The organism is Chloroflexus aurantiacus J-10-fl (assembly GCF_000018865.1).
Taxonomy (GTDB): Bacteria; Chloroflexota; Chloroflexia; order Chloroflexales; family Chloroflexaceae; genus Chloroflexus; species Chloroflexus aurantiacus.
The window spans coordinates 3,329,592-3,351,881 of sequence record NC_010175.1 but is presented as its reverse complement, the minus strand read 5'-3'; the positions used below and the strand labels follow the sequence as shown (position 1 = coordinate 3,351,881).

Below are 22,290 nucleotides of genomic sequence, written 5' to 3'. Positions count from 1 at the left end.
GGCGATGGTGGTGCCGCATCTGGCAGTGCGTTGCGACCCGCTCCCGCCCTTACCTGATATAGGGGCGGGTTCTAAACCCGCCCCTACGGGCGGTGCCTGTGCCGTTCACCGTACCATACACGGGATGCGGTGAATGAGGGACATCACCCGATCACGCCGGTCGTCATCCCAGACCCGGTAAACGGTATTTCCGCTGCACACGCCGGGGTGGATACGGGTTTCCGGCGAGTTACCCGTGTCGCGCAGTTTGGCGTGCGGCAGCCCTGCTGCCACAGCAGTCGTACAAACGATCCGGAGCGTGGCGCACCGTTACCCATCCTGGTCACGTGAATGCTGGACGTACTCGTTTCGTTCATCGAGTCGGTCAGGCATGGATGAGCTACCTGCGCGTAGACGTTGTGTTGCAATAGGTTCTCGCCTGCACACCAGCGGCCACGGCCAGCACCTGCCAACGGTGGAGAGGATGCCCGCACGCGGGCTGGAAGCCCGTGCCACAGAAACGGTCTCGCTGTAGTCCTGATCATGCAGCAGAACGCTGCGGAGCGTGTGACCGCATTGAGTGGGTGGCGAAAGATGCGTCGTGTCGCACGAGGCGCTCTGCGGTATCATACCGGCTGCTGGGTGAGGAAGCCGGTAGCGCCGGTGCCGGACAGCTCCCGCTGGCGCGGGCTGGGGCAGGTGGTGAGCGCGCCGGAGGCGCACGCTCCCAGGGGATACTGACACGCCTTCGCCGGACGCGGGTAGCACCAGTGCTGGATGGCTCCCGCTGGCGCGGGCTGGGGCAGGTGGTGAGCGCGCCGGAGGCGCACGCTCCCAGGGGATACTGACACGCCTCCGCCGGGCGCGGGTAGCACCGGTGCCGGACAGCTCCCGCTGGCGCGGGCTGGGGCAGATGGCGAGCGCACCGGAGGCGTGCGCTCCCAGGGGATACTGACGCGACTCCGCTGGGCACGGGTAGCACCGGCGCCGGATGGCTCCCATGGCAAGGACTGGGGCAGATGGTGAGCGCCCGGCGGAGGCGCGCGCTCCCAGGGGATACTGACGCGCCTCCGCCGGGCGCGGGTAGCACCAGTGCCGGATGGCTCCCGCTGGCGCGGGCTGAGGCAGGTAGTGAACGCGGCGGAGGCGTGCGCTCCCAGGGGATACTGACACGCCTCCGCTAGGCGCAGATAGCACCGGTGCCGGACAGCTCCCGCTGGCGCGGCCTGATGCAGGCGGTGAGCACGCCGGAGGCGTGCGCTCCCAGGGGATAGCGGTACGTGTCAACCACGATGGAGCGCTTCAGGGCGCAGCGTGAGCGTAAGATAGATATTGGGCCAAGACGTTTAACCAGATTTGATATGAACCCTATGCCACTCACCAGTTTTGTGCCAGTCGCGCCTGATAGCGACTTTCCACTGGAAAACTTACCCTACGGGGTCTTTCGGCCCCGCGCCGGTGGCCCGGCCCGTATCGGTGTCGCCATTGGCGAGTATGTGCTCGATCTTGCTGTGATTGATGAGGCCGGGCTACTATCGGCGACCCCGGTTGGCGGTCGTGGTATGTTTGCCCAAGACTCGTTGAATGCGTTTATGGCTGCCGGCCCGACAGCCTGGCAGGCAGTACGGTCAGTGCTGCAACGCCTGCTCACCGCCGATGAACCAACGCTCCGCGACAATCAGGTCCTGCGCGACGCCGCACTGCTGCCGCAACACACCATTGATCTGCTGCTACCGGCCCACATCGGCGATTACACCGACTTCTATTCGTCGCTGTACCACGCCAGCAACGTCGGCAAGATGTTGCGTCCCGACAATCCACCTCTCTTTCCAAACTGGCGCCACCTGCCGGTTGCCTACCATGGACGGGCGAGTACCGTTGTGGTGAGCGGAACACCAATCCATCGTCCATATGGTCAGACCAAACCGGCTGATAGCCCGGCACCAGTCTATGGCCCGACGCGAGCACTCGATTTTGAGCTAGAGCTGGGTATGTTCATTGGGCCGGGCAACGATCTGGGCAGTCCAATTCCCATCGACCAGGCTGAAGACCATATCTTCGGCTTTGTGCTGGTCAATGACTGGAGTGCCCGCGATATTCAGGGGTGGGAATACCAGCCGCTCGGCCCATTCCTGGCCAAAAACTTCGCCACCTCAATCAGCCCCTGGGTAGTGCCACTGGCAGCGCTGGAACCGTTCCGTTGTCAGGGCGAACCGCAAGACCCACCACCACTGCCGTATCTGCAACCCGTGCGGCCCGGCCATTTTGCCATCACCCTGGAAGTCTGGCTGAACGACACCCGCATTTGTCAAAGCGACAGCCGTTATCTCTACTGGAGCTGTGCGCAACAAATTGCCCACCACACTGTAAACGGCTGCCGCCTGCGACCGGGTGACCTGCTGGCCTCCGGTACGATCAGCGGGCCGGACAAACACACTCGCGGTTGCCTGCTCGAACTCACCTGGCGTGGCAGCGAACCATTGACCCTGCGCGATGGCTCGCAACGGCGATGGCTCGAAGATGGTGATACCGTCACAATGCGCGGCTGGGCACAGGGTGACGGCTATCGCATCGGCTTTGGTGCGGTCAGCGGTACGATCCGCAGAGCCACGCTAGAATAATTCGTCCAGCATGCGGTAATACGCGATTTTACCGGCATCAACCTGTTCAAGGCCGTAACACGCAAAAAAGTACTGCTCGTACTGGGGACCTAGATTATAACGAATACTCCGTGAGGCAATCGCCAGATCGTTGTAACGGTCGGCAACTCCTGCCCGCCCCCAGTCAATAAAGCCACCGATCATACCATCGCGCACAATGATATTAGGCAGACAGTAATCGCCATGGGTGAACACCAGATCATCTGTCGCCGGGCGCTCGCGTTCCAGAGCGGCCAGAATATCCTGAGCGGTCGTGCTACCGAGCCGCTCCGGATCAAAATCGGTCTCATCAACCAGACCGTTCAACACATTGGCACGCGCCTGCATCAACCGCAACTCAAGACCGGCATCGAACGGGCAGGTAGCAGGATCGAGCGCGTGGATCATGCGCAGGCCACTCGCCATCAGCTCAACCAGCGCTTCCGCTCGCAGCGTCGCCATCGCCCTGACCCCATTCTGACCGGCCACCTCGGTCGAAACCAGATATTCATACCGGTCATCGGCCACATACACCAGCACCTCCGGCACCGGCAGTTTACCCTGCAACCAATCGAGGATACGGGCTTCCACGTGCAGCGACGGCGTATCGGCAAGCGACTGCATCTTCAGGTACATACAACGACCATCCTGCTCGATACGATAGACCTGCGCCGCTGTACAACCATCTGTCATCAGTTCAACACTGCTACCCTGCAAGAGCCGCTGAACAGCTACGGGAAGTTCGTGACTGCGCACCATACGACCTCATTCATTCCTACCAGACCATCTGAAACAGACATTGGCCGATCCTGCATCCGGGCGACTCGTCACTCCCTGCCTATCCCGACCCTCTGGTAGCTTATCGCCGGCCATCCCTCTCCAGAGAGTTTTATGTCAATGTCGAGCCTCATTCACCGACACCAGGTGCATATCGCACCAGTTAACCTACCAGACCCAACAACCACCTTGATATGGCCGATCCTGCATCCGGGCGACTCGTCACTCCCTGCCTATCCCGACCCTCTGGTAGCTTATCGCCGGCCATCCCTCTCCAGAGAGTTTTATGTCAATGTCGAAGAGCCGATGCGATTGACTGACACCCCCACCCCAACCCGCCCCCGCTGGGGGCGGGGGTATGCTCTCGTCTCCTCCCCCCAGCGGGGGCATCCGCTCGTCTCCTCCCCCCAGCGGGGGCAACCCGCTCGTCTCCTCCCCCCAGCGGGGGCATCCGCTCGTCTCCTCCCCCCAGCGGGAACAACACTCTCGTCTCCTCCCCCCAGCGGGGGGAGGCCGGGAGGGGGGCGGGAATAACCTCTACGGGAGCCACCCGGAGCACGCCCATCTCCCCACTCCCCCGCTGGGAGAAGCACCCGCTCGTCGCCTCCCCCCAGCGGGAACAACACTCTCGTCTCCTCCCCCCAGCGGGAGCAACCCGCTCGTCTCCTCTCCCCAGCGGGGGGAGGCCGGGAGGGGGGGCGGGAATAACCTCTACGGGAGCCACCCGGAGCACGCCCATTCCCCCGACATCCAACCTACAACGTCTCAAGCAGCGCACAGAGCAATGCCGTGCGATCAATCAGACCCTGACGGCTGATCTGCTCGTGTTCAGCGTGCGCTCCGGCACCGGGGCATCCCAAACCGTCGAGAGTAGGAATACCGAGCGCAGCGGTGAAATTGCCATCACTGCCCCCACCAGTACTGCCTTCCTGGATCGTCAAACCGAGCGCAGCACCGAGTTCCTGAGCCTTCGCGAAGAGCGCGATACTGGCCGGTGTTCGTTCCATCGGTGGACGCCGGACGCTGCCGCGCACCGTGAGGTGAACCCCTGGAGTCACCGGCTGCAATGCAGCCATCCCGGCTTCGATCCGGGCAGCCTCTGCCTGCGTCCAGACCCGCACATCAACATCCATCCAGGCTTCAGCCGGTACCACATTCGGGCGGGTACCACCACCGGCTACCCCCACATTAACCGTCGTCCCCAGCGCCGGATTGGCCAGTGCATTCACGGCTAAAATCTGGTGGGCCAGCTCGGTTAAGGCACTCGCCCCCTTTTCAGGTTCGACCCCGGCGTGCGCTGCCCGTCCAGTTATGGTCACGCGAAAGGCACCGCCACCTTTGCGGGCCGTCTTCAAGGCACCATCCGGCTCGGTCGGTGGTTCAAGCACGAGCACATGCGCCGCCTGCGCTGCTGTGGCTTCAATCAACGCCCGTGAGGTCGGGCTACCGATCTCCTCATCAGACGTCAACAACAACACGACAGGCCGCCGCAGCACCGGTGCCGGTTGCCCAAACCCACCCAGTGCCGCGTAGATCATCGCAATACTGGCCTTCATATCGTAGGCACCCGGCCCAAAAGCCCGATCATCGGTGACAGTAAACGGACGTTGCGCGACCGTCCCTGCCGGCCAGACGGTATCGTAATGGCAGAGCACCAGCGTCGGCGGCAGCGATGGTTCATTCGCATTGGTAACCATCACTCGTACATGATCACCCCCTGACGGATTGGCAATTCGTTCAACAGTTCCCACCCGCGCGAACAGCGTCATCAGCTCATCGGCCAGCCTGTCGAGCAGTGGTTTATCGGTACTGGGCGATTCGATATGGACGAGATGGGCAATCAGATCGAGCAAACGGCCTTCGTGGGCTGCAATGGTCGCACGGTCAAGCATAATTCCCTCTCAAAATGGCGATGGCGGTTATGGGGGATAGTATAGCGTAAAGCGACTGGAAACTTATGCGTCGGTAGTATGAATCATATACCGTTTACATGTTCCTGCTCAGCCCAGGTTATCACCCTGTAACCCGCCCCCGTATGATGAACTCTTGAAATCACCGATAGCTCAGCATACACTCATCCTATCCAGGTAGATCAATCTTGCACTGGATCAGTCCCCATCTACGGTATACTAACGACAGCAACACCCGCTACCATGCTGTCGGCAAGGAGATGGCTATGACGCACGATGCGCAGGAAACGACAACGGAGTCAGCGGTACCGGAACGCTTGTTTGATATGTTCACGCCGGCGAGCTACGCTGAATGGCGTGCCGCCGCCGAAAAGACGTTGAAGGGTGTACCGTTCGAGAAACGCCTCGTTAGCAAAACCTTTGAAAACATCCTGCTCCAACCCATCTACAACGCCTCGGATATTGCCGATCTACCTCATCTCGGGTCGCTCCCCGGCTTTGCACCGTTTGTGCGCGATACCCGCATCCTGGGGCCGGTGCGCGAACGCTGGCAGGTAGCGCAAGAATTGCCCTATCCGACCGCGACCGAGGTGAATCAGGCCGCTCAGGCCGATCTGCCCCGTGGCCTGACTACACTGAATGTCCCCCTCGATCAGGCGACCCGGCAGGGCATTGATCCCGATGCCGCCGCACCCGCTCAGGTTGGTGCTGGTGGAATGTCGCTGGCAACCCTCGATGACGCTCGCCGACTGTTTGATCAGCTTGATCTTGCCCGGATACCGCTGCTGATTCAGACCGGTGCCTTGAGCCTGCCGGTGGCGGGCTTGCTGCTGGCCGCGGCTGCTGAGCGTGGATTGTCATCTGACCGGTGGCAGGGAACGCTCGCTGCTGACCCGCTGGGCAATCTGGCTGCTGAGGGATCGCTACCGGCATCGCTCGAACGGTGCTACGACCTGCTGGCCGAGTGGACGCGCTGGGCAATGACAAATGCGCCTCACCTGCGCACTATCATGGTCAGCTCTTATGTCTACCACAACAGCGGTGCCAGTATCGGGCAAGAGATGGGTTGTGCCCTGGCGACCGGGGTGGCGTATCTGCGGGCCATGCAGGAGCGCGGCCTGGATGTCAACGAGGTCGCGCCTCGCATGCAGTTCGCCTGCTCGGTTGGCGCAAACTTCTTTCTGGAAGTAGCCCGACTCCGGGCGATGCGCATGCTCTGGGCACGGATTGTCGCTGCCTTCGATGGGAATGAACAGGCCCAACGCATCCATTTGCACGTGCGCACTTCGGCGTGGACGAAGACCCGCTACGATGTCTATAACAATATGCTCCGTGCCACCGGCGAAGCGATGGCTGCCGTGATGGGTGGTGCGCACAGTTTGCATATCAGCCACTTCGATGAAGCCTGGGGTCTGCCCGATGAATTCTCGCGCCGGATTGCCCGTAACCTCCACATCATTCTGCAAGAGGAATGTAACTTCTTCCGGCTGATCGATCCGCCGGGTGGATCGTGGGCGGTCGAGAAGCTAACCGATGAGATCGCCGCTCAGGCATGGGCTTTCTTCCAGGAGATTGAACGACACGGCGGGATGGCTGCGGCCCTGGCGGCTGGTATGCCACAAGAGGCCATTGCCGCGACCCGCAATGAACGCTTCGCCGCCATTGCTCAGCGTCGCGATGTGATCATCGGGATTAACATGTACCCCAATCTCGACGAAAAACGACCGGAGTTCCGCCAGATCGATCATCTTCAGCTGCACGCCGCTCGTGCCGCCGATCTCCGCCATAGCCGGGATAACCGTTCCGACGAAGCGTGCCGCACCGCGCTCAGCAACCTGGCCACTCAACGGTCGGTGGCGGCAGTGCTGGCAGCAGTACGCGCTGGCGCAACTCTGGGAGAACTGAGCTGTACGCTCACCGCTGCTGATACCCCAGCTCCCCAGGTCACGCCACTCCCGACCCACCGGGCGGCTGAGCAATTTGAACAATTACGGGATGCGGCTGATGCCTATACGGCCCGCACCGGTCGCCGCCCAGCAGTCTTTCTTGCCAATATCGGCCCCCTTGCCCAACACAAAGCCCGCTCTGATTTCGCCACCGGTTTCTTCCAGGCAGGTGGATTTGCCGTTATCAACAACGATGGTTTCGCCAGCGTTGAGGAAGCGGCCAATGCTGCCCTCGCCGCTGATGCCGACATCGTCACAATTTGCTCTACCGATGACACCTACCCCGCAGTAGTACCGGCCCTGACCCATGCGATTAAAACCCAACGCCCGACAACCACTGTCATTCTGGCCGGCTATCCTACCGATCTGATTGACACGTACCGCGCTGCCGGGATCGATGAATTCATCCATCTACGCGCCAATTGCTACGACATCCTGGCCCGGCTGCAACGCTTGAAAGGAGTGGCCGCGTGAAGAACCCCGACTTTACTACCCTATCGTACCGTGATCCATGGCCTACATCCGATCTTGGCCAGTGGCAGGAACGCGCTGAGCAGGAGGCCGGCCAACCTCTGGCCGATCTGGTCTGGCGGACGATGGAACAGATCGAGGTGAGACCGCTCTACACCGCAGCCGATCTGGCCGGCCTGGAGCACCTTGGCTTTACCGCCGGTATCCCCCCGTACCTGCGCGGGCCGTATCCTACCATGTACGTCACCCAACCCTGGACAATCCGCCAGTACGCCGGTTTCTCGACCGCCGAAGCCAGCAATGCCTTCTACCGGCGAAATCTGGCTGCCGGTCAAAAGGGCTTATCAGTCGCCTTCGACCTGGCGACCCACCGCGGCTATGACTCCGACCATCCGCGGGTGGTGGGTGACGTTGGTAAAGCGGGTGTCGCCATCGACTCCGTGCTCGACATGAAAATACTCTTCGACGGCATTCCGCTCGATCAGATGTCGGTTTCGATGACGATGAACGGTGCTGTGATCCCGATCATGGCCTTCTTCATCGTCGCCGCTGAAGAGCAAGGGGTGCGCCCGGAACAACTCACCGGCACAATCCAAAACGACATTCTGAAAGAGTACATGGTGCGCAACACCTACATCTACCCACCCGAACCGTCAATGCGCATCATTGCCGACATCTTCGCCTACACGGCGCAGCACATGCCCAAATTCAACAGCATCAGCATCTCCGGCTACCATATGCAAGAGGCTGGTGCCAGCGCCGACCTTGAACTGGCCTACACGCTGGCCGACGGGCTGGAATACGTGCGCGCCGGCCTGAAAGCCGGCCTGGCAATCGACAGCTTTGCGCCGCGCCTCTCCTTCTTCTGGGCCATCGGCATGAACTACTTCATGGAGATTGCCAAGATGCGGGCAGCACGTCTGCTGTGGGCAAAAATCATCAAACAGTTCAACCCGCAAGACCCGCGCTCGCTGGCGCTCCGCACCCATTGTCAGACCTCCGGCTGGAGCCTGACCGAGCAAGACCCCTTCAACAATGTGGCACGCACCTGCATTGAGGCGATGGCGGCGGCGCTCGGTCACACCCAATCGCTGCACACCAATTCACTCGACGAAGCGATTGCCTTGCCGACCGATTTTTCGGCCCGCATCGCCCGCAACACCCAGTTGTACCTGCAAGAGGAGACCGGCATCTGCAAGATCGTCGATCCGTGGGGCGGTTCGTACTACCTCGAATGGCTCACCGACGCATTGGCCCGCCGGGCCTGGACGCATATCCAGGAAGTCGAGGCCCTCGGTGGGATGGCCAAAGCGATAGAGGCCGGCTTGCCCAAATTACGGATCGAAGAAGCAGCGGCCCGTCGGCAAGCCCACATCGACTCTGGGCGAGAGACGATTGTCGGGGTGAACAAATATCGTCTCGATTACGAAGAACCCATCGAGATTCTGGAAGTCGATAACACCGCTGTGCGCCAGAAGCAGATCGAACGCCTGCAACGCCTGCGTACCGAACGTGACGAAGTCCGTGTTCAAGCCACGCTCAACGAATTGACCCGCGTGGCGGCCTCTGGTGAAGGCAACCTGCTCGCTGCGGCCATCGAAGCGGCCCGCGCTCGCGCCACACTTGGCGAGATTTCGCTGGCAATGGAAAAGGTGTTTGGGCGGTTCAAGGCTGAAATTCGCTCCATTTCTGGTGTCTACAGCAGCGAATACAGCGATGTAGAACAGATTCACCACGTGCGGGCAATGGCCGACGCCTTCGCCGCTCTGGAAGGGCGCCGACCGCGCATACTGGTCGCCAAAATCGGCCAGGACGGTCACGACCGGGGGGCCAAGGTGGTCGCTACCGCATTTGCCGATCTCGGCTTCGATGTGGATATTGGTTCACTCTTCCAGACACCGGAAGAAGTGGCGCGTCAGGCGGTAGAAAATGACGTACACGTGGTGGGGATCAGCTCACTGGCCGGCGGTCACAAGACTCTCTTGCCCCAACTGGTCGAGGAGTTGCGCAAACTGGGCCGCGAAGACATCATGGTCGTGATCGGTGGTATCATCCCACCACAAGACTACGACTTTCTCCGCGCCCACGGTGCAGCCCTGATCTTCGGCCCCGGAACCATCATTCCGGTCGCTGCCGAGAAGCTGTTGCGCGAGTTGCAACGGCGTCTCCACGGTGATAGCGTCGCTGCACCGGCATCGTGAAACGAGGGTGAGAGGGATCATGACCGATAAGCAGCAGCCTTCATCTTCTGGCGAACTACCATTTGCGCTATCGGTACTGGCCGGGATTGCCAGCCGTCACGACGGCCTGCCCGGTAGCGCTCCGACGGTACCATCGGCACCTGCCGGAGTAGCCCGTCGCCAGTTGACGGTCGAGGAGTACGTAGCCGGTGTTCGCAATGGCGACCGGGCTATTCTGGCCCGTGCGATCACCCTCATCGAAAGTAACGCTCCGGCGCATATGGCCCAGGCGCAGGCAGTATTGGCTGCGCTGCTACCGTACACCGGTGGTTCGCTGCGCGTTGGTATCACCGGCGTGCCCGGCGTCGGCAAAAGCACCTTCATCGAAGCCCTCGGCACCATGCTCTGCGAGCGTGGGCATCGGGTGGCGGTACTGGCTATCGACCCTTCCAGCAGCATCTCACGTGGCAGTATCCTCGGTGATAAAACCCGTATGGAGCGGCTGGCCCGCCATCCCAACGCCTACATCCGACCTTCCCCCAGCGGTGGTAGCCTGGGTGGCGTGGCCCGCAAGAGTCGGGAAACGTTGCTGCTCTGCGAGGCAGCCGGTTTCGATATCGTGCTGGTCGAGACGGTTGGAGTTGGTCAGAGTGAAACCGCTGTACGTGGGATGGTTGATTTCTTTCTATTGCTGATGCTGGCCGGTGCCGGCGATGAACTGCAAGGGATCAAGAAGGGGGTGATCGAGCTGGCCGATGCGCTGGTGATCACCAAGGCCGATGGCGATAACCGGGCACGCGCAATGGCAGCCCAGGCCGAGTACCGGCATGCATTGCGTTACCTGACCCCGGCCACACCGGGCTGGAAACCGCCGGTACGCACCTGCTCGGCGCTTACCGGCAGTGGCATTGCCGAAATCTGGCAGGAGATCGAGCGTTTTCGCGCTGAGATGACGGCGAGTGGTGTCTTTGCGGCACGCCGTCGGGAACAGGCTCGCGACTGGCTCTACACCCTGATCGACGAACAGTTGCGCACCCTCTTCTTTGCGCATCCCGCGGTACGTGACCGACTACCGGCCCTCGAACAGGCAGTAGTCGAAGGAACAGTGCCGGTCGTCAGTGCCGTTCAGCAGCTCTTCGCGGCACTTGGCGAAACCCAACCCCAACCAACACCGTAACAGAGACGCGAAGGGCGAATGGCCCTTCGCGTCTCCTAAACGATCAGGTATCTTCGCGGAGAATGTACCCCACACTGCGAACAGTATGGATCAGGCGCGGCTCACCATTCGCCTCAAGCTTCTGCCGCAAATAGCGCACGTACACTTCCAGAATATTACTCTCGCCGCCGAAGTCGTAATTCCAGACCCGGTCGTAAATAATATCGCGAGTCAGCACCTGATTGGGATGACGCATAAAGAGTTCGAGCAGATCGTACTCTTTCGCCGTCAGCTCGACACGCCGGTCTCCTACCCGCAACTCACGCGAGCGCGTATCGAGAGTTAAATTGGCGAAACGCAGCACATCCTGCGCCTGCCCGGACTGCCGACGCCGCAACTGTGCCCGAATGCGGGCGAGCAGCTCTTCAAAGGCAAACGGCTTCACCAGATAATCATCGGCGCCGGCTTCCAGACCGGCCACCCGATCACGCACGGCATCACGCGCCGTGAGCATAATGATCGGTACGTTCGAGTCGGCACGGAGACGACGAGCGACTTCGAGACCATCGATCCCCGGCAACATGAGGTCAAGGACAATCAGATCATACGTGCCCGTCGATGCCAGCTCAAGCCCGCGTGTCCCATCGAAGGCCACATCAACCTGATAGCCTTCCAGGCTCAGACCACGGCGTAGAAACGAGGCTATTTCAGTTTCGTCTTCAATCACCAAGATACGTGTCATGCCTTTAGTATACGAACAGGAAGCGCAACCGTCAATTTTGCATACTGGCTCATATCATATCTGGTATAGTCGTCGTGAAATACAACATCGCAACCTTGAGCACGACACCACGATACGCAAGTGCTGATACGCTCCGGGGAACGCGAGCCTCCGGCTCGCCCTGAGAAGGTACACCTACCCCGGCGTGGGCGGGTTGGGGTGGGGGCGTGTCGCAGCGGATTTCCCGTGGACGGGTAGGGGCGGGTTCAGAACCCGCCCCTCCAGACGGTGTATGTTTCCGTTCACATTGCCATCCGAGCGGTGGCGAAAGGGTGCGCCCTGGATCGCTTGCCATGCATCATATATTTCGGATACGATCTCACCCATCACTGTCAGATCAGGTCTATCGTGAACGCACATCGCACCCGTGAGACAGGCCAACCGATGCGAGACGAGTGGGGTAGCGAACACCACCTATGCTAAACGACACAAACTGTGCATAACCGGGCGTGGCAGGTAGCCAGTCCAGCGCGTGATTGCGCCAGGGATGGCTGCTAATGCGGCTCACTATCCAGCTCATTGAGAAAATCTTCTGGATGTTGACGAATCTCCAGGCTGCGCTGTTCGATCTCGCGGCGCAACTCTCTGCGCAGGCGAGCGGCCATCCAGCGCCGCCGTTGCTCGGCGGTTTCGATACGCACAGGTGGGACGGGGCAGGGGCGGAAATTCTCATCAACCGCCACCATCGTAAAATAGCAGGTCATAACGTGACGTTGAGTACGGGCGGTAATATTTTCGGCGACGACGCGAATCCCAACCTCCATCGAGGTATTGCCGGTGTAGTTGATCGACGCCAGAAACGTCACCAGCTCGCCAACGTGAATCCGGGCGCGAAAGATCACCTGGTCGACCGACACCGTAACCACGTAGCGACCAGAATACCGTGAGGCGCAGGCATACGCTACCTGATCGAGCAGCTTCAGAATATGGCCGCCATGCACGTTACCGGCAAAATTAGCCATATCAGGAGTCATCAACACCGTCATCTGTAGGGTACGGAACTGTTCCGGCTGTGGCTGCTCATGAGAGGGCTGCATACATCGCTCCGTATTCCAGGTACCAAAGTTTTTTCCTGTTTTTCAAGTATACGTACCTGAGATACTTCCCGGCAACGGCATTAATATAGATCACTTCTCGTTCCTTACTTACCTAACCCAGGCTGCCACTTACGCTGTGAGTAGGCCACGTGAGGCTGACTGCCATGATGAACAGCACGACGCTGCGCACAATACCGTGCCGCGTAACTGAACTGTATAAACCATGCGGGTAGCAGCCAGTTCCCATCGACACGCACCTTCACGCCTTACGGTAGCACTTCGGGTTATGCCTATCCTCTATGCCCTCCGTGCCTCTGTGGTGATAAAGGTAGCAACCTGGGTTACCTGCTCCTTGATCGCTATCGATCATCACCGGGTTTCACAAAAAGTAACATATGGTAGCGCCAGAGACCGGCATTGAGGGTCTTCTTCTGGGCAATACAACCACGCATCGCAGCAATTTGTTCTGCACTTTGCAAGCGAAGGGCGCGGAGAAGCAGTGCTGCCGGTAGTGTCAGGCGGGCAAAATCACCGAGAAACTGGAGCGAAGGACTGGTGCTCAAGGTCAGATCATCGTGGCGGAGAAGAAGCAAACCTGATTTCACTGCCAGTTCCACCAGCTCATCGGCAGTGAGGAGATCAGGCATAGCCCAGGGTCGCAGCCAGGCCCGTAATCGATTCCGCTCAGCAGGTGACAGATCACGCCGGGCCGCAAACCGGTCGGCAATAACCAACCGACCACCGGGACGCAGCAGACGAACAATCTCGGCCAGCAACGCCGGTTTATCGGGCGCGTGACAGATGCTCTCCAGCATCCACACCACATCACAACAGTGACTACGGAGTGGCGCTACTGCGTAATCAGCACAGAGAAAGGTAGCTTTCCCGCCTCGTCTGGCCCGTTTGGCCTGTTCAGGCACAATCGTCAAACCGATCACCGTTCCCTGGTGAATAGCAGCGATCCGATTGGCGCTGGCACCGGCCCCACAACCGGCATCGAGCAGACACTCACCAGGCGACAGACCGGCAACGGCCAGCAGGGTCTCATCGATAGAACGGAGCGCAGAGCGGTGACTGCGTACCTGCTGCCACAACCCCGCATGCATCGCCTGCGATCCGCGAATCCAGCCCAAAACACGGAACATCCAGTCGGTCTGCCGATAGAAGGAGCGCACTGCATCCTGCTGAGCAAGCATAGTTATTGAAATGACCAGATACGCACGGTTGCGTCGTAGCTACCACTGGCCAGCATGTCGCCATCTGGAGTAAACGCGACACAGGTAACGCTCTCGTTATGTCCAGACAACTCCCAGCGTAACCCACCATCACTGACGTGCCAGACACGTACAATCCGACCATAATGCGCACTGGCAAGGTAACGGCCATCAGGACTAAATGCCACGTCGAAACACGCCCCTGAAGGGGTAGCCAGAATTTGTAGCGGTTGCCCATCGGCCACTCGCCAGACAAAAATAGCACCATCGCTGCCAGCACTGGCCAGCAAACGACCGTCGGGACTCACCGTCATGCTAAAGATTGCATCGCTATGACCACGCAATGTCTGCACCAATGTCCGACTGTCCACATCCCAGACCCGAATCACCCGGTCATAGCCGGCAGAAAAGAGAAGTGAGCTATCCGGGCTAAAGGTGACACTATTGATCAACCCTTCGTGGCCGGGTAATTCAGCAACCGGCTGGCCGTTTTGCGCGTCCCAGAGATACACCACCGGGTCCCAACCAGCGGTAGCAATGAACCGGCCATTGGGCTGGAATGCTACGCTGAAGAACGCACCATGACGCTGTTCATCACCGAGATGAAACAGTAGTTCACCATCTTCGATCCGCCAGACCCGCACGCCGTGTTGACGACCGGCTGCTGCAATGAGCTGACTATCAGGGCTGAAGTCAATAGCATTAATTTCGCCAATATTACCGCTAATGACGCGAATCATCTGATAATCGGGCAGACGCCACAACCGGATAGCACCATCCCATGAACCAATGGCCAGCATCTGCCGGTCTGGACTGAATGTCAGGCTATTCACCCAGCTTTGCACTGCGATCATCTGGCGCAGCAGGGGACGCTGAACCGCTAACGAGGACAGAGGAGGCTGCTCGAGTCGGAAAAAGCGATGATGGGCGGCCAGAGTCTGTCGGCTCGGCCGTAACGCGAGACGCGATGGCTGACGCAAGCGTCGCCCGGCCAGCGCACCGTACTCACTATCACGCAGTTCCGGTGCAATCAACACTTCGAGCGTCATTGCATCAATTGTAAGTAGACCAGACTGGAAAAGGAGCTGCAAATCGGCACGTAACAACAGAGCATTGTGGGGTTCAGCCGGCCCCTGCGGGTCGATCAACACCGGTCGCAATACAGCGCCGACCTGACAGCCACTAATGGCGCAGGCTCCATCATACGCTACAAACAATGTTTGCCACAGGCTATCTAGTGCCGACGGTACGGGGTCGGCAGGTGGCTCAAACGAACTATGAGAGGAAGAACGCTGCTGCATTGTTAAACCCAATTGTTACGCGCGAACAACAACCACGTGGTGATCACAGGATAGAGCCTGTAGATAAACTAATCCTGTGTATGGCGGTTTGACAAGATAACATTTCTTTCAAATGGGTGACAATCGCAGCGGCGACCCACCGACATCTATATCAGCTACAGAGGGTAGTGATGATCGCTCCAGATGACCTCACCACCTGCCAAACGGCCAAACACTATCGCGCCAACCCGCTGTTGTACTACATTATATAGTACTATGCACAGGTTATAATCAGGTAGCACAGAGTGTCAGACACCGAACGTATCGCCCTGTCTCCCGCCAAGGCACGATGTATACGGGCCATCGCGCTTCAGAGCACCAGCCTGGCAGCTACCGGGCATGCACCAGGCTGGTGCGCACCATGTGCCGGCAGTGACGAGTGAAGATGATGAGGAAGGGATGCCTCTGCACCACACACAGCCCTGTTCGTGCAGAACGGCCTGGATGAGATCGTTATTCAGTGCCGGTTTAAGATTTTTTTAACCAGTGCTGGATTTGTGCGAGATCATCTGGCGTATTAATATTCACCAGCGAACGTGCTGCCGGATCATACCGTTGCCACAGCTCAGGGCCGGGATCAACCCAACGCAGTGACGTGAGCGCAACCTGAAGCCGGCGTTCACCGGTAGCAAACACCTGCCGCAGTGGCGCCAATGCGCTTTGGCGATACACTGCGAGGAGTGGTTGAGGCAGATCGGGCGAAGAGGGAGCAGTCGGCGCCAGCACATCACCGGTAAAAGACCAGTCTGCCAGCGCCGCGAGTAATTCAGGCACGATCAATGGCATATCCGCCGCAATCACCAATGCAGCAGCGGTGTGCATTGCTTGCAGACCACTGATGACACCACCCAGAGCACCGCTTCCCGGCTGTTCATCGGCGACAATGCGTGCCGGCAGATCGGGCCAGGCCACACCATCGTTCATGACCACGATAATATCAACACACAGTGGTTGCAGCAACGCGATGGCATGCCCCAACAGATGCGGCCCGTGATCGCCCCATAGCCGCAAACGCCGTTTATCGGCACCAAAACGCCGACTACGTCCACCAGCAATCACAATACCGCTTAACGGATGCCTGGACATAACAAGACATTATTGATAGGAGCAGTTGGTATTTACGAGCCAACCTTACCGAGTGAGGCGAGAAACTCGGCATTGCTCTTCGTCTTGGCCATACGGGTCAGCATCAGCTCTGCACCCTCGTTTTCGCCGACCATGCTAACCATCCGGCGCAACATCCAGCTCTGGCGCAGGGTCACCGGATCGAGCAAGAGGTCTTCGCGGCGGGTTCCCGAACGCTGGATATCCACGGCGGGGAAGATGCGCTTCTCGGCCAGTTTGCGGTCGAGGTGCAGTTCCATGTTCCCGGTGCCCTTGAACTCTTCGTAGATAACATCGTCCATGCGCGAACCGGTATCTACCAAACAGGTGGCAATGATGGTCAGTGAACCGCCATCCTCGATATTCCGCGCCGAGCCGAAAAAGCGTTTGGGCGGGTAGAGGGCTGCCGGATCAACACCACCGGAGAGGGTGCGCCCACTCGGTGGCATGGCGATGTTATAGGCACGGGTAAGACGAGTCAGCGAATCCATCAGGATCACCACATGGCGCCCGTGCTCAACCTGACGCTTGGCCTTTTCCAATACCAGTTCCGCGACCTTGATATGCTGCTCGACCGGCTCATCGAAGGTAGCCGCCACCACCTCACCCTTCACCGACCGTCGCATGTCGGTAACTTCCTCCGGGCGCTCGCCGATCAACAACACAATGAGCTGAATATCGGGCGCGTTGGTCGTCACACCATTGGCAATCGCCTTCAGCAGCATCGTCTTGCCGGCTTTGGGGGGAGCGACAATCAACCCGCGCTGCCCACGCCCAATCGGAGCGATCACGTCAACAATGCGGGTTGGCAGAATATTTGGCTCGGTCGAGAGGACAATCTGCACATTCGGATGAATGGGGGTTAACTGCTCGAAGAGGGGGCGCTTCTGCGCCATTTCAGCCGGCAGACCGTTGATCCGTTCGACATAGAGCAGTGATGGATAACGCTCAACCTCTTTGGGTGGGCGCACCCGACCTTCAATCATATCACCGGTACGCAGATTGAAGCGACGAATCTGCGACTGAGCAACATAGACGTCATCGTTGCTGGGGCTGAGGCGCGCATTGCGCAGGAAGCCATGGCCATCAGGCACAATTTCCAGTAAACCAGCACCCTGCGTTGTGACCGGTTCTTCAACAACTGTGGTCGTTACAACCGGTGCGGACAAAGCCTCACCATCAGCAGGTGCTCCGCCATCTCCATTCACCCGACGGCGACGGCGACGAGTTCGCTCTGTAGTTTCACTGGTTCCTGTTGTCATACGTTTTTCTTCCATTGTGTAGTTTTTTACTCCTCTTTGTGAGATGATTCGCCGGGATGCGCTGTTTCACCGGATGGAGCTGCCGGTAAGCGGCTCGATGAGCCAGAACGATAGCCAAGCGCCTCCAGACGCTGATGAATCTCTTCAATACCCTTCGCACCCAGGTTTCGGATACTCATCAATCCGCGGTCATCAAGCCGCAACAACTGGCCAATCGTGTGAATCTCTGCCCGTCGCAGGCTATTGTAGGTACGTGTGCTCAAACCAAGTTCGTCAATTGTCCGACTGGCAATCTCTTCGGGGATAGGCGGTGGTAGATGTGCCGATGGTTCTGGCTCTTCCGGTTGGTTCAGATTCACGATCCGCCCAAAATATTGGGCCAGAATCTGCGCCGCGTGGCTCAATGCATCACCCGGTTTGATGGTGCCATCCGTCCAGATTTCGAGGATCAGCCGATCATAGCCGGTCAGCGGATCATCCCCCATCTCTTCAACCAGAAAGTTGACACGGGGAATTGGGCTGAAGAGGGCATCCACCGCGATTTCGCCAATTGGCATGCCACTCACCGTATCGGCCAATTGCACTCCCCGCCCACGCTCCACGGTCAGTTGCATTTCAAACGTTGTATGCTCGTCGTCGATGGTGCAGATGTAGTGCTGAGGATTCACAATTTCTACCGTGCTGGGGGCATCAATGTCGCGCGCGAACACCGGCCCAGGACCCTGTTTGATCAACTGTAGTGCTACCGCACGGTCACTGTAGGAACGGAGACGAATCCCTTTGATATTGAGGACGAGTTGCGTGCCATCTTCAACCACACCGGGAATGCTGCTGAATTCATGAATGACTCCTGACACCTTGATCCGGGTTACAGCAGCACCGGGAATAGACGAGAGCAACACCCGACGAAGCGCATTCCCTAGTGATGAGCCATGACCACGCTGTAAGGGAGCAATTGCAAACCGACCGTAATTCTCAGCCGCAGCGACAAGAGTAATGCGAGGGGTAATAAACGACAATTCAAGTGTTTCCATATTCCTGTTCCAAAACACTCCGAAACTCTGATCGCACCCGTGGCGTTTGTGCTCAATCCGCACATCCAACGCATGGTGCGTTTCGCCGGCCCACGGCGTTTCGACTCCATCAACTCAACCACAGTAGCGAGAGCGGAAGCTGTGCTTACAGAGCGCCTTTTCGGCGGCGCTGTAGCGCAGTTGGTGGCAGCTTAGAACTACCACGTGTTGCGCGTGACCTTACTATACTGGTGAGAGTTACACGCTGTGTCGGTCACAGACTCCTTATATAATACCATAAGTCACAAAAAGCGTGGGAGACAAAAGGAATTGTTATGATGAATGCACAGAGCCACAACTGGCTCAGCACCATACTCATTATCGTCGGTGTAGCCTGGATTGTGATCAGTCGCCCGCCGGATATGAACCCTACTGTGCCGGTGCCGCAACCGGGTTTCGTAGCACCGGCTATTGTTCTCCCGCAGCTTGACGGTCAGACGCTGTCCCTGAGTGAATTGCAGGGGCAGGTGGTAATTGTTAATTTCTGGGCCAGTTGGTGTGGCCCGTGTCGGGCTGAAATGCCTATGCTTGAACAATTATACCAGGCCGAGCGGAGACGTGGGTTAACGGTGCTGGCAGTCAACAGTACTGTCCAGGACAATCCGGCGGATGTGTCGAATATGCAGCGCGATTTTGGGCTTAGTTTCCCAATCGTGCTCGATTACGATGGTTCTGTCGGTAATCGCTACGGGGTGCGGATGTTGCCTACCACCTTTATCATAGATCGCAAAGGGGTGGTGCGTCGGGTACTGTTTGGTGGACCGTTAAGCGAAGCGAACCTGCGCAATGTGATCGAGCCGCTGTTAGCTGAAACAGAATAACGGTGGTTTACCAACATCGTCTTCCTGTCAGATTAACATCACTGGTAATAACTGTATATGCTTCCAGCAATTAACATTGGCCCATTTGCTCTTTATACCCCTGGACTGATCTTTCTGTTGGGCGGCTGGCTGATTGTACAGGTGGTGGGTCGCGCTGCCGGTGTCTACAGACTGTCCGGTGACCGTATGGAGATAATCGTTGCCCTCGCCCTACTTGCCGGCATTGTCGGTGCCCGGCTGGGATATGCACTCATGTCGTGGCCCTACTATCTCCGCGATCCCCTGGCCCTGGTAGCTCGCGATCTCCAGGCATTTTCCTTGCCGGCAGGTGTACTGACCACCATACTCGTCGGCGGCTGGCAGATCTGGCGGCAGCGCTGGCCGCTGTGGGTCACGCTTGATGCGTTGGCACCGGGTATAGCGCTGGCAGCCCTCACCTACGCACTGGCTCAGTTCGCGAGTGGTGACGGTTATGGCTTGCCGACCAATCTCCCCTGGGCAATTCACCTCTGGGGTGAACCACGTCATCCAACTCAGCTCTACGCTGCATGCGTCGCCCTGCTTGCCCTGATCGTCTGGCGACAATCCTACCGTCGCATTCAGACTCCCGGCGTGTTGTTTCTCACCATCTGCGGGGTACTGGCAGCCGGTACGTTAATCGGCGACGGGTTTCGAGCCACCGGTTTACTTTTGCCGGGTAATATTCGCTTTTCACAAGTTGTTGCGTTGATTGTTTTCATCATAATTGTACGAATCTGGCCCAAATTAACGTTGCAACATAATATGCAATAACGCGGTATACTAAAAGTAATATTGTCTTCTCAGTCTATTGTGAGAAAATACATGCGAGTCCTGATCGTCGAAGATGAACTGATTATTGCCCAAGACCTTAGTCACACCTTGCGACGAATTGGCCACTCAGTGATTGATGTTGTTACCAGCGGTGAAGAAGCTCTCCAATCTGTGAGCAAGCATACACCCGACCTGGTATTAATGGATATTCGCTTAAGTGGTGCTGTTGATGGGATTGAGGCCGCCCGTCATATTCACAGTCGGTGGGGGATTCCGGTCGTCTTTCTGACCGCCCACGCCGATGATCAGACAGTACGCGAAGCGTTACTGGCCGAGCCATGGGCTTACCTGCTGAAGCCGTTTGACGAGCGTGAGCTTGAAGTGGCCATCGCCGTTGCCGCCTATAAACATCGGTTGGAACGACGCCTCAGATCGAGTGAACGCCATCTACGTACCACATTGACCAGTATCGGCGATGGTGTGATTGTTACCGATCCGCAAAGTCGCATTACCTTTGTCAATCCGGTCGCTGCCCGCATGCTCGGCATTACCCCGGATGAAGCAATCGGCTGGCCACTGGCTCGCATCTATACCCTGGTCGTTACCCATACCGGTTTACCAACCGATAGCACAACATCAAATCAGACAGTGAATGGCCTGCCGGCACCGGTTACCCTGCTTACCCGGAACGGCGAGCAGTTGTTAGTGGAACATACCATCACCCAAATTACTGCCGATGATGGTACCAATGAAGGGGTCGTGATAGTCTTTCGTAATGTCAGCGAACGACAACGGGCGATCAATCAGTTACAAGAGGCGAAACGGCAGTTGCATCAGGTTCAACTGCAACTTGAACAGCAACGACAGTCGATCAATACACTCGGCATACTTGCCCGCACCTTGCGCGAAGTAGCATCGTTACCGGAACTCTACACTGCAATTGTGAATGCAGGTGCGACCCTTCTGCCTGACTATCGCGGTACGCTCCTTATCTACAATCCCGAAACAGACCTCGTTCACCCCGTCGGCCACTGGGGCGAACCTCTGGTACACCGTCCTGTACGCCGATGTACCTGCTGGGGCGAGCGCCGCTGGGTACTCAGTCGCACCCACGACGACCATATGTGCCATTTTATCCCGCAAGGGTTACTCGGTGAGCGTATGTGTTTGCCAATTCAACAGCAACATACTGTCGTTGGTCTCCTGAGTCTGTACCATCAACAGCCGGACAATGGTAATGGTTATCAGGTAGCCGTCGCCCTGAGCGATCTGGCCAGTCTGGGGCTAAGTGCCTTTGCCCAACGTTTCACATCCGACACACCATGATGACGCACTGTTTTGGTGAAGGATGTGTCATACTGTTCGACCCGGAATGGGGTACATGCAGGCATTGCCCTACCTGTACCACGCTTGTCGCCATATATGAGAGGTGATCATTTCGTACCAACCGCATTTCGAATCGGCACCTCAGCGTGCAGCAGGGAGTTGTATTGATGGATAGCACGAATCAGTCAGTTGTACCACTGCTGCGGTTGTACGTTGCCGGTGCAACCAGTCGCTCGACCCGTGCTATCACGACAGTACGGCGATTTTGTGAGCGCCACCTCGCCGGTCATTACCGGCTTGAGATCATAGATGTATACCAGCAACCAGATCGCGCACGCGAGGATCACATTATCGCCACACCGACCCTGCTGATCGTCGAGCCGGGACCGCCAACGGCATTTATTGGCGAACTACGTTCATCCGATTGGCCGCGAGTGGCAGCAGCATTGAACTTGTTTCCCAATGACGAATAGGAACTGTCG

Annotated in this window: 17 protein-coding genes; 8 read left to right on the top strand and 9 right to left on the bottom strand. The window is 58.2% G+C overall.

Features of this window, described 5'->3' with window-relative positions; genetic code table 11:
• The first annotated feature begins 1,340 nt into the window (after positions 1 to 1,340).
• Entirely contained in the window at positions 1,341 to 2,600 is a 1,260-nt protein-coding gene (fahA, locus tag CAUR_RS13175; RefSeq protein ID WP_015909236.1) for a fumarylacetoacetase, read from the top strand.
• Here fahA and CAUR_RS13170 read toward each other — a convergent pair.
• Together CAUR_RS13170 and CAUR_RS13165 are read right to left on the bottom strand one after the other, a co-directional pair.
• On the bottom strand, positions 2,592 to 3,377 hold the full coding sequence (locus tag CAUR_RS13170) for an APH(3') family aminoglycoside O-phosphotransferase (RefSeq protein ID WP_015909235.1): 786 nt from the start codon (positions 3,375 to 3,377) through the stop codon (positions 2,592 to 2,594). The two genes, fahA and CAUR_RS13170, sit on opposite strands and share 9 nt — an antisense overlap.
• Positions 3,378 to 4,150: 773 nt before the next feature.
• Complete coding sequence (locus CAUR_RS13165; protein ID WP_012258369.1) at positions 4,151 to 5,287, bottom strand: M20 family metallopeptidase; 1,137 nt, start codon at positions 5,285 to 5,287, stop codon at positions 4,151 to 4,153.
• Positions 5,288 to 5,571: 284 nt separating this feature from the next.
• Between CAUR_RS13165 and CAUR_RS13160 the strand changes: the two genes are divergently transcribed.
• Genes CAUR_RS13160 through meaB form a run of 3 tightly spaced genes read left to right on the top strand, consistent with a single transcriptional unit; the run spans position 5,572 to position 11,079 of the window.
• Complete coding sequence (locus tag CAUR_RS13160) at positions 5,572 to 7,725, top strand: methylmalonyl-CoA mutase family protein (protein WP_012258368.1); 2,154 nt, start codon at positions 5,572 to 5,574, stop codon at positions 7,723 to 7,725.
• Positions 7,722 to 9,923: a methylmalonyl-CoA mutase gene (gene scpA / locus CAUR_RS13155; RefSeq protein WP_012258367.1), complete on the top strand. Its 2,202-nt coding sequence runs from the start codon at positions 7,722 to 7,724 to the stop codon at positions 9,921 to 9,923. The genes CAUR_RS13160 and scpA overlap by 4 nt, the downstream gene beginning before the upstream one ends.
• 19 nt (positions 9,924 to 9,942) lie before the next feature.
• Positions 9,943 to 11,079, top strand: a complete 1,137-nt coding sequence (gene meaB, locus CAUR_RS13150; RefSeq protein WP_012258366.1) for a methylmalonyl Co-A mutase-associated GTPase MeaB — start codon at positions 9,943 to 9,945, stop codon at positions 11,077 to 11,079.
• 43 nt (positions 11,080 to 11,122) lie between these two features.
• Here meaB and CAUR_RS13145 read toward each other — a convergent pair whose 3' ends face one another.
• The 7 genes from CAUR_RS13145 to CAUR_RS13115 all read right to left on the bottom strand — a co-directional run bounded on the left by CAUR_RS13145 (position 11,123) and on the right by CAUR_RS13115 (position 18,830).
• Entirely contained in the window at positions 11,123 to 11,800 is a 678-nt protein-coding gene (locus tag CAUR_RS13145) for a response regulator transcription factor (RefSeq protein ID WP_012258365.1), read from the bottom strand.
• Positions 11,801 to 12,333: 533 nt separating this feature from the next.
• Positions 12,334 to 12,876 carry an acyl-CoA thioesterase gene (locus CAUR_RS13140; protein ID WP_012258364.1) on the bottom strand — a complete coding sequence of 181 codons (543 nt, stop codon included), beginning with the start codon at positions 12,874 to 12,876 and terminating at the stop codon, positions 12,334 to 12,336.
• A gap of 359 nt (positions 12,877 to 13,235) precedes the next feature.
• Positions 13,236 to 14,051 (bottom strand): class I SAM-dependent methyltransferase, encoded by an 816-nt coding sequence (locus tag CAUR_RS13135; protein ID WP_242604926.1) that lies wholly within the window; start codon positions 14,049 to 14,051, stop codon positions 13,236 to 13,238.
• A 23-nt stretch (positions 14,052 to 14,074) separates the two neighbouring features.
• A complete protein-coding gene (locus CAUR_RS13130; RefSeq protein WP_012258362.1) occupies positions 14,075 to 15,391 on the bottom strand; it encodes a WD40 repeat domain-containing protein in 1,317 nt (438 codons plus the stop codon).
• A 507-nt stretch (positions 15,392 to 15,898) separates the two neighbouring features.
• Positions 15,899 to 16,516 (bottom strand): molybdenum cofactor guanylyltransferase, encoded by a 618-nt coding sequence (gene mobA / locus CAUR_RS13125; RefSeq protein ID WP_012258361.1) that lies wholly within the window; start codon positions 16,514 to 16,516, stop codon positions 15,899 to 15,901.
• Between the two features lie 32 nt (positions 16,517 to 16,548).
• The gene (gene rho, locus CAUR_RS13120) at positions 16,549 to 17,796 is read right to left on the bottom strand and encodes a transcription termination factor Rho (protein WP_242604925.1); all 1,248 of its coding nucleotides are present in this window, start codon (positions 17,794 to 17,796) and stop codon (positions 16,549 to 16,551) included.
• A gap of 26 nt (positions 17,797 to 17,822) precedes the next feature.
• Positions 17,823 to 18,830 (bottom strand): DNA-directed RNA polymerase subunit alpha, encoded by a 1,008-nt coding sequence (locus tag CAUR_RS13115; protein ID WP_012258359.1) that lies wholly within the window; start codon positions 18,828 to 18,830, stop codon positions 17,823 to 17,825.
• 314 nt (positions 18,831 to 19,144) lie between these two features.
• Between CAUR_RS13115 and CAUR_RS13110 the strand changes: the two genes are divergently transcribed.
• The 4 genes from CAUR_RS13110 to CAUR_RS13095 all read left to right on the top strand — a co-directional run bounded on the left by CAUR_RS13110 (position 19,145) and on the right by CAUR_RS13095 (position 22,281).
• Positions 19,145 to 19,690 carry a TlpA family protein disulfide reductase gene (locus CAUR_RS13110; protein WP_012258358.1) on the top strand — a complete coding sequence of 182 codons (546 nt, stop codon included), beginning with the start codon at positions 19,145 to 19,147 and terminating at the stop codon, positions 19,688 to 19,690.
• Between the two features lie 57 nt (positions 19,691 to 19,747).
• Complete coding sequence (locus tag CAUR_RS13105; protein WP_012258357.1) at positions 19,748 to 20,482, top strand: prolipoprotein diacylglyceryl transferase; 735 nt, start codon at positions 19,748 to 19,750, stop codon at positions 20,480 to 20,482.
• Between the two features lie 51 nt (positions 20,483 to 20,533).
• On the top strand, positions 20,534 to 21,808 hold the full coding sequence (locus CAUR_RS13100) for a response regulator (RefSeq protein ID WP_012258356.1): 1,275 nt from the start codon (positions 20,534 to 20,536) through the stop codon (positions 21,806 to 21,808).
• A gap of 167 nt (positions 21,809 to 21,975) precedes the next feature.
• Positions 21,976 to 22,281 carry a circadian clock KaiB family protein gene (locus CAUR_RS13095; protein WP_015909232.1) on the top strand — a complete coding sequence of 102 codons (306 nt, stop codon included), beginning with the start codon at positions 21,976 to 21,978 and terminating at the stop codon, positions 22,279 to 22,281.
• Positions 22,282 to 22,290 lie beyond the last annotated feature (9 nt).

Bases quoted from the DNA above. Each gene is read 5' to 3' on its own strand.
- CAUR_RS13130 (WP_012258362.1), bottom strand. From the start codon at position 15,391: ATGCAGCAGCGTTCTTCCTCTCATAGTTCGTTTGAGCCACCTGCCGAC.
- CAUR_RS13145 (WP_012258365.1), bottom strand. From the start codon at position 11,800: ATGACACGTATCTTGGTGATTGAAGACGAAACTGAAATAGCCTCGTTT.
- meaB (WP_012258366.1), top strand. From the start codon at position 9,943: ATGACCGATAAGCAGCAGCCTTCATCTTCTGGCGAACTACCATTTGCG.
- rho (WP_242604925.1), bottom strand. From the start codon at position 17,796: ATGACAACAGGAACCAGTGAAACTACAGAGCGAACTCGTCGCCGTCGC.
- CAUR_RS13160 (WP_012258368.1), top strand. From the start codon at position 5,572: ATGACGCACGATGCGCAGGAAACGACAACGGAGTCAGCGGTACCGGAA.
- fahA (WP_015909236.1), top strand. From the start codon at position 1,341: ATGAACCCTATGCCACTCACCAGTTTTGTGCCAGTCGCGCCTGATAGC.
- CAUR_RS13105 (WP_012258357.1), top strand. From the start codon at position 19,748: ATGCTTCCAGCAATTAACATTGGCCCATTTGCTCTTTATACCCCTGGA.
- CAUR_RS13170 (WP_015909235.1), bottom strand. From the start codon at position 3,377: ATGGTGCGCAGTCACGAACTTCCCGTAGCTGTTCAGCGGCTCTTGCAG.
- CAUR_RS13095 (WP_015909232.1), top strand. From the start codon at position 21,976: ATGGATAGCACGAATCAGTCAGTTGTACCACTGCTGCGGTTGTACGTT.
- CAUR_RS13115 (WP_012258359.1), bottom strand. From the start codon at position 18,830: ATGGAAACACTTGAATTGTCGTTTATTACCCCTCGCATTACTCTTGTC.
- CAUR_RS13140 (WP_012258364.1), bottom strand. From the start codon at position 12,876: ATGCAGCCCTCTCATGAGCAGCCACAGCCGGAACAGTTCCGTACCCTA.
- mobA (WP_012258361.1), bottom strand. From the start codon at position 16,516: ATGTCCAGGCATCCGTTAAGCGGTATTGTGATTGCTGGTGGACGTAGT.
- CAUR_RS13100 (WP_012258356.1), top strand. From the start codon at position 20,534: ATGCGAGTCCTGATCGTCGAAGATGAACTGATTATTGCCCAAGACCTT.
- CAUR_RS13165 (WP_012258369.1), bottom strand. From the start codon at position 5,287: ATGCTTGACCGTGCGACCATTGCAGCCCACGAAGGCCGTTTGCTCGAT.
- CAUR_RS13110 (WP_012258358.1), top strand. From the start codon at position 19,145: ATGATGAATGCACAGAGCCACAACTGGCTCAGCACCATACTCATTATC.